The sequence below is a fragment of the Bradyrhizobium sp. MOS001 genome, from assembly GCF_004634465.1.
Taxonomy (GTDB): domain Bacteria; phylum Pseudomonadota; class Alphaproteobacteria; order Rhizobiales; family Xanthobacteraceae; genus Bradyrhizobium; species Bradyrhizobium barranii.
In genome coordinates this window covers 77,174-88,729 of the sequence record NZ_SPVJ01000012.1, presented here as the reverse complement: position 1 = coordinate 88,729, position 11,556 = coordinate 77,174, and the positions used below count along the sequence as shown (strand labels likewise).

General features: G+C 65.7%; 9 protein-coding genes. 2 read left to right on the top strand and 7 right to left on the bottom strand.

From position 1 onward, the window contains the following. Nucleotide 1: 1 nt before the first annotated feature. From CT676_RS18000 to CT676_RS17970, 7 genes are all read right to left on the bottom strand, one after another. The gene (locus tag CT676_RS18000; RefSeq protein ID WP_085404485.1) at nt 2-1,624 is read right to left on the bottom strand and encodes a B12-binding domain-containing radical SAM protein; all 1,623 of its coding nucleotides are present in this window, start codon (nt 1,622-1,624) and stop codon (nt 2-4) included. A gap of 185 nt (nt 1,625-1,809) precedes the next feature. Beyond that, nucleotides 1,810-2,649 carry an HEXXH motif-containing putative peptide modification protein gene (locus tag CT676_RS17995; RefSeq protein WP_085404486.1) on the bottom strand — a complete coding sequence of 280 codons (840 nt, stop codon included), beginning with the start codon at nt 2,647-2,649 and terminating at the stop codon, nt 1,810-1,812. A gap of 22 nt (nt 2,650-2,671) precedes the next feature. Next, nucleotides 2,672-4,105 (bottom strand): hypothetical protein, encoded by a 1,434-nt coding sequence (locus CT676_RS17990; protein ID WP_085404487.1) that lies wholly within the window; start codon nt 4,103-4,105, stop codon nt 2,672-2,674. Next, entirely contained in the window at nt 4,102-5,262 is a 1,161-nt protein-coding gene (locus tag CT676_RS17985) for a radical SAM protein (protein WP_085404488.1), read from the bottom strand. The genes CT676_RS17990 and CT676_RS17985 overlap by 4 nt, the downstream gene beginning before the upstream one ends. Next, nucleotides 5,259-7,223: a RiPP maturation radical SAM C-methyltransferase gene (locus CT676_RS17980; protein WP_244623184.1), complete on the bottom strand. Its 1,965-nt coding sequence runs from the start codon at nt 7,221-7,223 to the stop codon at nt 5,259-5,261. Before CT676_RS17980 ends, CT676_RS17985 begins: the two co-directional genes overlap by 4 nt. Next, nucleotides 7,220-8,278: a radical SAM/SPASM domain-containing protein gene (locus CT676_RS17975; RefSeq protein WP_135215068.1), complete on the bottom strand. Its 1,059-nt coding sequence runs from the start codon at nt 8,276-8,278 to the stop codon at nt 7,220-7,222. The genes CT676_RS17980 and CT676_RS17975 overlap by 4 nt, the downstream gene beginning before the upstream one ends. Nucleotides 8,279-8,348: 70 nt before the next feature. Beyond that, complete coding sequence (locus CT676_RS17970; protein WP_028150121.1) at nt 8,349-8,603, bottom strand: hypothetical protein; 255 nt, start codon at nt 8,601-8,603, stop codon at nt 8,349-8,351. A gap of 266 nt (nt 8,604-8,869) precedes the next feature. Here CT676_RS17970 and CT676_RS17965 point away from each other — a divergent pair, with 266 nt between their 5' ends. Both CT676_RS17965 and CT676_RS17960 read left to right on the top strand, forming a co-directional pair. Then, nucleotides 8,870-9,319 (top strand): (2Fe-2S)-binding protein, encoded by a 450-nt coding sequence (locus CT676_RS17965; protein WP_028156974.1) that lies wholly within the window; start codon nt 8,870-8,872, stop codon nt 9,317-9,319. Between the two features lie 11 nt (nt 9,320-9,330). Further along, nucleotides 9,331-11,517: a molybdopterin cofactor-binding domain-containing protein gene (locus tag CT676_RS17960; RefSeq protein ID WP_085404491.1), complete on the top strand. Its 2,187-nt coding sequence runs from the start codon at nt 9,331-9,333 to the stop codon at nt 11,515-11,517. Nucleotides 11,518-11,556 lie beyond the last annotated feature (39 nt).

The following is an 11,556-nucleotide window of genomic DNA, read 5'->3' as shown; positions in this document are numbered from 1 at the left end:
TTCAGGCCAGGTGCCGGGCTGCGGTGGTGTCGAGCGTCGCAGCGGTCGGGATGACCGTCTCGTCATCGAGCGCAGCGAGGCGCCCGTCGATGGCTTCGATGACCTTGCGCGAGAACGGCCCGAGATGCGCATAGGCGGCAATCATCTGCACCGCGATCCGTGCCGATGACGTGTCGCGCTTGGCGCAGTTCATGAAGGTCTGCCACAGCGGCCCGCGCGCTTCGGGAAGGGCGGTGACAACGCGGTGCACCGTCTCCATCGCCCCGACCCGCGAGCGGATGTCGCCCTCGGCGAGCTCGGGGCGCTGCCTGGATCGGTCGAGCAGCGTCATCAGGCGGTCGACGCGTCCTGCGTAGGCGGCGGGGCTGTAGATGTGCTCCAGCACCCGCTTGTAGTCCGTCAGGATGTCGCGCAACGGGCGGACCGGATCGAAGTTGATGCCGTCCGTGCACTGATCGGCGCCGATGGTCGGCGCCAGATCGTGGCCCGGATGCAGCCGGCCTTCACGCTCGAGTCGGCGCGTGAGCTGCGTGTTCGGCAACGCATAGAGCAGGCCGACCATGGCGACGGGAATCGCGGCCTCCTCGATGAAATCGATCATCGCTTCCGCCATCGAGACCTTCTCGGTGTCGAAGCCGACGATGAAACCCGCGGTGACGAGCATGCCGGCGGCATAGATCTTGTGGATGCTCTCGGCGATGTTGCGCCGCGTGTTCTGCTTCTTCCGCATCGCGACCAGCGTTGCAGGGTCCGGACTTTCGATGCCAACGAAGATGCCGAAGAAATTGGCCGCGCCCATCAGCTCCAATAGCTCGGGATCGTCGGCCAGGTTGACCGAGGCCTCGGTGGACAATTCGAAGGGATAGCCGTGCGCGCGCTGCCATTCGGCGAGCTGGGGCAGGAACTGCCGCAGCGACTTCTTGTTGCCGATGAAATTGTCGTCGACGAAGTCGAGATGGCCGCGGTAGCCCATCCGGTAGAGCGTCTCGAGCTCGACAAACATCTGCTCGACCGTCTTGGTGCGCGGCACACGGCCGTAGAGCTCGATGATGTCGCAGAACTCGCAGGTGAACGGACAGCCACGCGAATATTGCACACCGAGGTAGAGATAGTCCTCGAACTTCAGGAGATCGAAGCGTGGCACCGGCGTCTTTGTTACGTCGGCCTGGAATTTCGGCGCAGTGAAGACGCCGGCGCGGGCCCCGCTTTCCCAGGCCGCGATGAACTCGTCGATGACGCTTTCGGCCTCGCCGAGCACCCGGAAGTCGGCCCGTTCGTAGACATGGGGGCTCGACGTCGGATCGGGTCCGCCGACGACCACCGGCTTGCCGGCGGCGCGGCAGAGTTCGATCAGGCGCAGCGTATCGGCCTGCTGCGGCAGCATGCCGCCGGTGAACACGACATCGGCCCAGGCGAGATCCTCGTCACCAAGGGGCTGGGTGTTGCAGTCGATCAGCCGGACCGTCCAGTCCTTCGGCAGCATCGCGGCCACCGTGATCAGGCCGAGGGGGGCCGCGGGTCGCTTCACACCCATCAGCTCGCAGGATTCGCCAAAGCTCCAGAACGACTCCGCCAAGAACAGCGGATAGAGCATCAATACGTTGCAACGCTGCGGTACGTTCATGGAATCCCTTTTTGCTTCGTCCCAGTGTACCAGAGCGCGTTCGTCTTGCACCCCGGTAAAAAGGACAAACTGTCGCCGCAATGCAGCGCCGACGGGGCCTGGAACCGGCAATCACAGCCGAAAGTCGTCTCAAACCGCGTATCTGGCGTTTAGGGCTGGAACCCGGTCCTGGGCAGAGCGGGCAATCAGCCGCGCTCGCTGGCAAGCATCTTCCGGCTGCTCGCCAGGACGTCGCTGCACCAGGCGAAGAACGCGCCGAGAAACGCCCGGCCGGCCGCATCGGTGCGGGCGTGCTGCCGCAGCGTCTCGAACCCCTGCTCCATCCGCGACGCATTGCGCGCGAGCAGCGCGCGGATGTCGCTGCGAACCTGCGGGTCGTCTTCCTGCTCCAGCATGTGCACGTCGAGCTGGGTGACGTGGATGAACGAATATTGTGCGTGCAGCACTGCGGTCATTGGACGCGGCCGGTCGACCACGATCGGGCTGGGATAGAGCTCGTCCTGCGGATTGCTGATGATCCGGATCGCATTCTCGTTGGCGACGCCGAATGCCCTCAGCTTGTGATGGGCCATTTCATGGACGATCGCCTGCGCGGTCGCGAGCGGGCAATTGACCGTGAGGCCGATGACGCCGAACCGCGCGTCGACCGAGTGGCTGGCCGAGCCGAGCCGACCGGGCCCCTCGGTCGGCTGCTCGGTGTCGTGATAGCACTGGATGGTGTGCACGATATCAGGCCATTGTTTCGCAGCGAGCGGCCAGCGGCGGACGTAGTGCAGCGCCTGCTCCAGCGCCCGGATGGCTTGCGCGTCGGGGACAAACCGCGGCGCCGGCAGCAGCGGATCCTCCGTGCGCAGGGCAACCCTGCCATCCGCAATGGCCGGCGCACCGTTCACCGGGGGACGCTGCGGCGGCAGCGGCCGCCACGGCGTCGGCTCGGTGTCGATCAGGCCGAGGGCGACGGCGGTATCGTGGCCGTCGGCCTGCGGTCGTGCCGTGCGTTCCCAGTCAATCGACGTCGCGTCCATGGCGATCTCTCCTTCGAACCGGTCAGTGCGGACGACCACTCGTCGTCGAGAGGGCCGCGGAGACGCGCCCTGCGCGTCCAGGCAGCAAGGCAAATCCCATCGATGCCGCAAGGGTGTCCATATCCCCAAGCCGGTGCAGCGATCGGTCGGTGCCGATCACGATCACCGATTTCGCGATCGCGCGGACAGCGGCAAGCGGTTCGCGGCCGCCAAGCCGTTCCGCATCGACGAAAGCGAGGTCGACGCCATCAGGTGCAAGACGCGACAGCGCCGCAATCGCCGCGATGCTGGTCCCGCCGAGTACCGGCAATGACGCACCGAGGCGCCGGCGCGCGGCTTCAGCTAGCGCGGCATCTTCCTCGGCACCGTATAATCTCAGCTTTGGCCTCGTCTGCGCGATCAATTCCAGCAGCAATCCATCGCCGCATCCGACATGCACGGCCGATCCCGCGCGGCGCAGCGCAGCGGTCTGCTCCCAGACCACCGTGCTGAAGCGCGAGCGCATGGCGAAGGGGTTTTCGAAACCGGCCGCTTCAAATCCGCCGCCGAGTTCGGTGAGGATATCGGCGCTGTCCGCGGGCTCGACCGCTGCGGCCTTTCGCTTGTCCAGGTGCGTCGCCGCCGCGCGTTGACGAGGCCGCCGATGCGACGGTGTGCCCTCATCGGACAGCCATGTGCAGCGGAAGGTGGCCGTCGCAATCTCGGCAACGCCATTGACAAACGACGCACACACCGTCCAATCCGCCATCTCTTCGAGCCAACTCATTTCCGCGGCCAATCCCAGCTGGCGGCCGAGATCGATGAACTCACGCGAACGATCGCGCGTAGCGGAACAGTCCGCAGAACAAGGCCCGTGTCTCACCGGCCCCAGTCCCAGAACCGCGAGCGCGACATGGGCAGGCACGGCCGCTTTCTCCTCGCGCGCGAGGATGCCGGCCAACGGATCGCTTCCGCCACGCCGAAGATGGTCCGCCCAGGATCTTGCGCAGCATGCGGGATAGCCGAACCGTATCGCCGCCTGCTCCTGGCCGTCCGCCGCCGGCTCGGCGATCGATGTGTCGAGCGGCGCGGCGCCGATCAGGAACGCATAGTCGAGCAGCCGCTTCGGTTCGGCGATCGATGCCTCAAGCGGCCAGTCGACGGCATAGCCAAGCGACGCCTTGACCGGCTTGGCCTCCAGGCCAATCGCGCGCGCCCGCTCGGTCAGGGCGTCGATGCCATCATAGCCAGTCCACACCAGCGTGGCCGGGATGCGCTTCCGGCGCACCATCTCGAATTCGATCGCTAGCGCCGCATGCCTGAGGCGATCCAGACGCGGCTGCCAGAGCGCGCGCGCCTGCGGTCCGGTGAAGCTGATGCGCTGAGTCGCTGCCTTGGCGACGGCTGGCTCCCGCGGCGCGGCCGCGAGCGGAGGACGGGGCCAGGTCAGCCAGCAGGTCGGCCAGGCGGACGTCATGGTGCGTCCGCCTGCTGGAGCAACGAATGCAGGGTCGGATTGTCGCCGATCGACCAGGCGGCGATCATCTTCGCTTCGAGATCGGACCGGCGCTCCAACCGGCTGATCGCGACCTCATCGTTCGCCTGAAGCTCGGTCTCGATGTCCTCGAACAGGCCGAACCACACCGGGCAATCGATCGAGCGCATCCGCCAGTCGCCGTCGATCGCGGTGCCCGGACAATTGCCCTTGCACGCCAGGAAGAACCGGCACCCCTCGCATCCGCCATCGGCCTGCGGCGTCCGGTAAAGCGAGAGCTGGCGCTCGAAGGCCTCGCGGCCGGCACGCAGATGGGTCACGCCATCCTTGTTGGTGCGGCCGCAATTGCCGAGCCGGCCATCGCTCTCGACGCCCACCACGGCGCGCGTTGCATAGGGATCGCAGGCGTGGAAGACGCATGAGGTCTGCGCGTCATCGCCCCTAAGCATCGCGGCCATCTCGGCGAAGATGTCGAACTGGACTGACAGCAGCTCCTGTTCGAGCCGGCGCAGTCGCCTCAAGGCCGCAAGGTTCTCCTGCGCGGTGAGCGCGAGACCCTCGCCCCCTTCCGTTTCGTCCTGCTCCAGCAGGTGCAGGCGCAGCTTGCGCACGCCGAGGCTACCGAGAAACCCGATCCACTCGCACAGCACGCCGAGCCGAGCCGGCGCGGCATTCATCCGGTTGAGCGTCACGATCACGTTTGGCGGCATGCCCTCCCGGCACAGCGTCTCGATCGCCGCCTCGATGCGCGCCGTCGCACGCCGCGTCGCCGCCAGGCTGCCGGCCCAGCGAGCATCGTTGAGCGGTCCCGGCCCGTCGATCGAGATGCCGACGCGCACGTGGTATTTCCTGAAGAGCTCGATGTCGCGCTCCTCGATCAGCGTGCCGTTGGTCTGCATGCCGACGCCGCCATGGCGGTCGAAGCCCAGCTGCATCAGGCGTTCGAGATCGGGCCGGCGGGTCAGCATGATCTCGCCGCCGAACAGGCTGAAGGGTTCCGCCAATCTGTCCAGCGTCGCCATGATCGCGTCGAGATCGTAACGCGTCGGCACGTTGCCGGCGGTGCGGATGCCCTCCTGATAGCAGTAGCGGCACTTGATGTTGCACTTGTCGCCGAGGGGGCGGACTTCGACGGTCATGGCTGCACCCGTTCGAGGCCTGCCGGTTCATCGCTGGCGTTCATCAGGGCCACGTGCAACCCGTTTTCTTCCGGCGGGGCGATACGCTCGCGTGGCAAAACGAATCCAAGCGGAAATTCGGCACGGGCGTCGGCGTCAAAAATCTCGCGGCCGGCCTCGGTGACGAGCGACAACACTCTGCCGTCGATCTCGATCGCAAACCGTCGCGCCAGAATCGCATCCAGTGCGGCCTCGACTGATGCCGCATCCAAACGATCGGCAAGCTGTTCAATGACGCTCAGTCGCGTGCAGGGATTGCGCAGCAGATTGAGCACGGCGATCTCGGCCGGTGTCGGACAATAGAACGGCTGGAGCGCGCATGCCCGGGTGTCGCTGACGAGATGCGCCGTGCCGACCGCCGTCATCGTCAATTGCGGCGCAAAGGGCTGATCGAACCAGCGCGCACGCCAGGCCGCACTCGCGGCCTTGAGCGACACCAGATCCTGCTCGCGCGCGGCATCGGGTGCGTCGCCCTCGAAGAAATAAGCGAGATCGAAGAGATCCTCGTCAGGGACATCGTAGATCGCGCCATAGGCCGGCATCGGCGTGACGTTGCGGAATCCGATCTCGGCGGCGCGCTCGAAATTGGGGCTGAACCGGTCGAGCCGGATCCGGCCGCAGCCGACCGGCGGCTGAAGGTGTTCGAGCAGCGGGACCATCTTGGCGACGGCGTCGTAGGCGTCGCGTGGCTCGCCGGGAAATCCGTACAGGATCGACCAGACCAGCCCGACGCCGAGCTCGCGGCAATTGCGCAGCAGGCGCAGGTTGAGCAAGGCGCTCACACCCTTGCGCATGAGATGCAGCACCGGATCCGACAGGCTCTCGATGCCGGGCTGCAACCAGACCGTCCCGGCAAGCGCCAGCTTCTCGAGCTGCGCCTCGTCCATATTGGCCTTGATCTCGTAGAAGAAGCGAAAGCCGTGCGCCGGGCGTTCGGCGAGCCTGCCCAGCACGCCCTCGATATGGGACATGCCCAGGATGTTGTCGGTCGCGGCAAAGCGGCCGATGCCGAACTCCGCATGCAGGGTCTCGATCTCGCTGAGCACGCGCGGCGCCGACTTGGCCCGGAACGCCATGCCCTCGCCGTTGAGGCCGCAGAACGTGCAATGGTGCTTCTGCCCCCACCAGCAGCCGCGCGAGGACTCGAACGGAATCGAGGGACGCACGCGCGCAGCTTCAGACATCCAGGGCAGTTGCGCGAAATAGTCGGCGTAGTCGGGGATCGGCAGCGCATCCATCGCGGTCGGACCGGCTGCTGCGCCAGCAGCCGGCTGGTCGCGGGACAGGCATCCCGGTAGGCCGCGAGGCTCTTCGCCGCGCAGGATTGCCTCGACGGCCGGCCCGAACACGGTATCGGCCTCGCCGTTGAAGACATAGTCGATCTGCGCAAAGTTCTTCAGCAGCACCGCGCCCATCGGCCCATGGCAATTGGCGCCGCCGAAGCAGACGACGACGGACGGATCACGCGCCTTGACCGCGGCCGCGATCGCCAGCGAAGCGGCCGTCTGCTCGAACATCGAGGTGAAGCCGATGATCTTGGGGGTGCGTTCGAGCAGCCGGTCGGCCGCTTCCGCCACGAAGGACGGGATCAGGTTGCGGCGGATCTCGTAGAGCTGGTCCAGCCCCTTGCGCTCTATGGCGGCGCTGAGCTCGCTGAGGTGGCGCTGCGCCTGCGGCCGTCCGGGCCGCGTGCCCAGGCAATCGCCGAACAGCCAATCGCCGGCGAGGAGATGGCTCGGCAACTTCTCCGCAAGCTGCTCGTTCAGATCGAGCCCGATGCGGTCGGCGAAGAGCAGGTTCAGATAGAGCGTCTCGGCCCGAATGCCCTTCTGCCGCAGCAAGGCCTGCAACAGGCCGAGCGCCGCCGACGGCCGCACCACCGACATCACCGGCGCCGAGCAGAAGAGGACATCGACGCTCATTGTGCGGCCACGAGGTTGGCAGATGCGGCTTGTCCGTCCAGCAGGATCTCGCAGGTCTCGATCTGGCCGTGGCGCGCCTCGGCGGCTTCGCGCACGCGCGCCAGCAGCTCTGGCGAGCGGAAGATGCGGTCGCAGGCGGTGCAGATGCCGTCGAAATCCTCAACGCGCATCGGCACGGGATCGGCGGCCGTGACTGCGGCGAGGATGGCGACGGGTCCCTCCAGCCTGATCCATCTGTAGAGCGGATCGTCCGCGGCCGCCTGCATCGCGGCTTCGATCCCTTCCTTCGCGATGTGGCCCACCTTCAGCGAGTCGTAATGGGGAAGCACGCCGCAGCAGGGCCGGATGCCGCCCTCGTGATCGACCGTGACGGTGTGGAGAACGGACTCGCAGGGACCGCGATAGGCGGAGGCGTGGTGAACGCGGCCCGCCTGCGTGTCCTCGTCCGTGCCGTCGCCGCGACCGGTCGAGTTGGCGACGGTCTCATAGATGTTGATGCCGGGCTCGTCCTGAAGACCGAGATCGGCGCGCAGGCTGGCGGCGGTGATCTTCGAACCCGCCTCGACCACCACGGCGATCCGAAGCAGCAGGCCGCATTCGCGCGCAGCGGCGACCGCGTTGGCAATGAAATTCAGCGGCACGAACTCGGCGTGGGGATCGTCGTAAGACAACGTCATTTCGGTGAGCCCGGCCGCGCGCAATTGCCGAACAGCCGCCGTTGCGCGCGCGGGCGACTTGGCCCAGAACGCGCTCGTGGTGATGCCCGCGCGCAAGCCCAGCGACGCGGCCAGTGCCACGGCGTCGGCAACGATATCCGCATGCAGCATCGGATCACCCCCGACGAAATGGATGATCTCCATCGACGGGATCTGTGCGGCCTGCTGAATACAACGATGAACGTCCGCGGCGGACAGGTGCCCGCCGTGAAACATGTCAGATGAAAAGCAGCAATGCGAACATTTGAGCGGGCATTTCAGAGTGACGTTCAGAACGAGATTGGTAGGCGTCACCCTGGCCGCGCGGAAATCGGATAAAAATTGTGCGCCGAACGCCATGGCCGACGACCCCATATCCCGGCTGCCCGGCGAACCGGTCAGCCGGCCATCGTGATCTGCAGATGCGGGATCAGAGGATGTCGATATGGATCGTACCGGCCTGTACGCCGCCGCTACGCGTGGCCAGCTTGTTCCGCAGCATCGACGCCGTCTGGTCGTCGAGCTGTACGCCAACGCTGCTCAGATAGGAGACCGGGTCCTTGCTGACGTCGCTGGCGAGGCTGAGCAGATCGGCGTGGGTAGTGAGTCCGGACGGTGACTTGGCTTTGAGATCGTTACCTGACGCGAGAACTTTTTCGAGATCGATCGTGACGATGCGGCCCATGGCGATTCTCCCTTAGGATGGACTAATGATCCATCAAACCAAAGGTTGTACAATACCCTCAGATAGTCAAACGAATTCGATGCGACCAAAGGCTGCGGATTTGCACCGCCGTTCACAACGCAACACCGCGCTCCCGACATTCTTCCCCGCGCATGCCAGCCTCGCTGTTGGCCACCCCTCGGACTATTGATTTGAACAGTTCCAATTTGCCAGACACATTGCGCCCTGAGTCCGATCGGTGGATTGGGCCAATCAGGGGACTTGCGATGGCAAACCTAACAATCAACGGAAAAACCTTCACGCTCGACGTCGAGCCGGATACGCCGCTGCTCTGGGCGATCCGTGAGAATGCCGGCCTGACCGGCACCAAATATGGCTGCGGCATTGCGCAATGCGGCGCCTGCACCGTTCACATGGACGGCGTCGCCATCCGTTCCTGCGGGATTTCGGTCAGCGAGGCCGAAGGCAAGAAGATCACCACGATCGAGGGGCTCGCATCCGGCGACACGCTGCACAAGGTGCAGGCAGCCTGGATCGCCAAGGACGTTCCGCAATGTGGCTATTGCCAGAGCGGCATGATCATGGCGGTGGCCGCACTCCTCGCCGAAAAGCCGAAGCCGACCGACGCCGATATCGACGAAGCCATCACCAATATCTGCCGCTGCGGCACCTTCCAGCAGGTGCGCGAAGCGATCCACACGATCGCCAGCGCCTGAGGAGCCGCCCCATGAACAAGCATGTTTCTCCCAAGATGAACCGTCGCGCCTTCGTCATCGGCACCGCCGCTGTCGGCGCCGGCCTCGCCATCGGGCTCGATCTCCCCTTCGGTGGCCCCGCCGCGGTCCGCGCGGCCGACGGCTCGCCGGAAGTCAACGCCTGGGTCGTGGTCAGGCCCGACGACACCGTCGTGATCCGCATCGCCCGCTCCGAGATGGGCCAGGGCTCGCTCACCGGCCTCGCCCAGCTGGTCGCCGAGGAACTCGAATGCGACTGGTCGAAGGTCACGACCGAATACCCGACTCCCGGCCAGAGCGTCGCCCGCAAGCGCGTCTGGGGTGATTTCTCGACCGGCGGCAGCCGCGGCATCCGCAGCTCGCAAGACTATGTCCGCAAGGGCGGCGCCACCGCGCGCGTGATGCTGATCGAGGCCGCCGCGAATGAGTGGAAGGTGCCGGCCTCCGAATGCACCGTCGCCAAGGGGGTCATCACCCACAAGGCGTCGGGCAAGACGACAACTTACGGCAAGGTCGCCGAAGCCGCCGCCAAGCTGACGCCGCCGGCCGACGTGAAGCTCAAGGATCCCAAGGACTGGACCATCGCAGGCAAGGGCCTGTTGCGGCTCGATACCGCCGACAAGACCACCGGCACGATGATCTACGGCATCGACGTCAAGCTGCCGGGCATGCTGAACGCCGCGATCAAGGACTGCCCGGTGTTTGGCGGCAAGCTGAAGAGCTATGACGAAGCCAAGATCACCGGCATGAAAGGCGTCAAGAAGGTCGTCAAGGTCGGCGACACCGCGGTTGCGGTCGTTGCCGACACCTGGTGGCACGCCAAGACCGCGCTGGAAGCGCTGCCGATCGTCTGGGACGAGGGCGAGAATGCCAAGGTCTCGAGCGAGTCGATCGCGAAGTGGCTGGCCGAGGGCCTCGACGATTCGCAGCCGGCCTATGTCGGCAACAAGAACGGCGACGTCAAAGCCGCGATTGCCGGCGCAGCGAAGAAGGTCGAAGCGGTCTACAACTACCCTTACCAGAACCACGCCACGATGGAGCCGATGAACGCCACCGCGCTCTACACGGCCGACAAATGCGAGGTCTGGTGCGGCACGCAGAACGGCGAGGCCGTCTTCGCGGCGGTGCTGGAGGCCTCCGGCCTGCCGGCTGAGAAGTGCGACATGTACAAGGTGATGCCCGGCGGCGGCTTCGGCCGGCGCGGCCAGACCGACTACGTCCGCCAGGCGGTCATGATCGCCAAGCAGATGCCGGGCACGCCGATCAAGCTGTTGTGGTCGCGCGAAGAAGACATGGCGCACGGCAGGTATCACCCGATCACCCAGTGCAAGATGACCGGCGCGTTCGACGCCAACAACAATCTGGTCGCGCTGCACTACCGCCTGTCCGGGCAGTCAATCCTGTTCTCGCTGCGCCCCGAAGCGCTGCAGAACGGTATGGATCCGGCCGCATTCCAGGGCGTCGCCCAGTCCGGCGAAGCCGCGTTCGGCTATTCGGTGCCGAACCTCCTGATCGAGCATGCGATGCGCAACCCGCACGTTCCGCCCGGCTTCTGGCGCGGCGTGAACGTCAATCACAACGCGATCTACATGGAATGCTTCATGGACGAGCTGGCCCAGGCCGCAGGCCAGGACCCGCTCGAATTCCGCCGCAAGCTGATGGGCAATCATCCCAAGCATCTGGCGGTGCTCAATGCCGTGGCCGAGAAGATCGGCTGGGACAAGCCGGCACCGCAGGGCGTCTATCGCGGCATTGCGCAGGTCATGGGCTATGGCAGCTATGTCGCCGGCGCCGCCGAAATCTCGGTGACCGACGGCAACAAGATCAAGGTGCATCGCATCGTCGCCTCCACCGATCCCGGCTACGTCGTCAATCCGGCGCAGGTGGAGCGGCAGATCGCCGGCTCCTTCGTCTATGGCCTGTCCGCGTTGTTCTACGGCGGCTGCACCGTCAAGGACGGCAAGATCGAGCAAACCAACTTCGACACCTACAACTCGATGCGCATCAACGAGATGCCGAAGGTGGAATCGGTGATGGTGCCGAGCGGCGGGTTCTGGGGCGGCGTCGGCGAGCCAACCATCGGCGTCGCGGCGCCGGCGGTGCTCAACGCCTATTTCGCGGCGACGGGCAAGCGCATCCGCTCGGTGCCGCTGCGCGACCAGAACATCACCTTCGCCTGAGAAACGCCGCGGCGGCTGCAACGGCCGCCGCGGCATTTT

Bases quoted from the DNA above. Each gene is read 5' to 3' on its own strand.
- CT676_RS17965 (WP_028156974.1), top strand. From the start codon at position 8,870: ATGGCAAACCTAACAATCAACGGAAAAACCTTCACGCTCGACGTCGAG.
- CT676_RS17995 (WP_085404486.1), bottom strand. From the start codon at position 2,649: ATGGACGCGACGTCGATTGACTGGGAACGCACGGCACGACCGCAGGCC.
- CT676_RS17985 (WP_085404488.1), bottom strand. From the start codon at position 5,262: ATGACCGTCGAAGTCCGCCCCCTCGGCGACAAGTGCAACATCAAGTGC.
- CT676_RS17970 (WP_028150121.1), bottom strand. From the start codon at position 8,603: ATGGGCCGCATCGTCACGATCGATCTCGAAAAAGTTCTCGCGTCAGGT.
- CT676_RS18000 (WP_085404485.1), bottom strand. From the start codon at position 1,624: ATGAACGTACCGCAGCGTTGCAACGTATTGATGCTCTATCCGCTGTTC.
- CT676_RS17980 (WP_244623184.1), bottom strand. From the start codon at position 7,223: ATGAGCGTCGATGTCCTCTTCTGCTCGGCGCCGGTGATGTCGGTGGTG.
- CT676_RS17990 (WP_085404487.1), bottom strand. From the start codon at position 4,105: ATGACGTCCGCCTGGCCGACCTGCTGGCTGACCTGGCCCCGTCCTCCG.
- CT676_RS17975 (WP_135215068.1), bottom strand. From the start codon at position 8,278: ATGGCGTTCGGCGCACAATTTTTATCCGATTTCCGCGCGGCCAGGGTG.
- CT676_RS17960 (WP_085404491.1), top strand. From the start codon at position 9,331: ATGAACAAGCATGTTTCTCCCAAGATGAACCGTCGCGCCTTCGTCATC.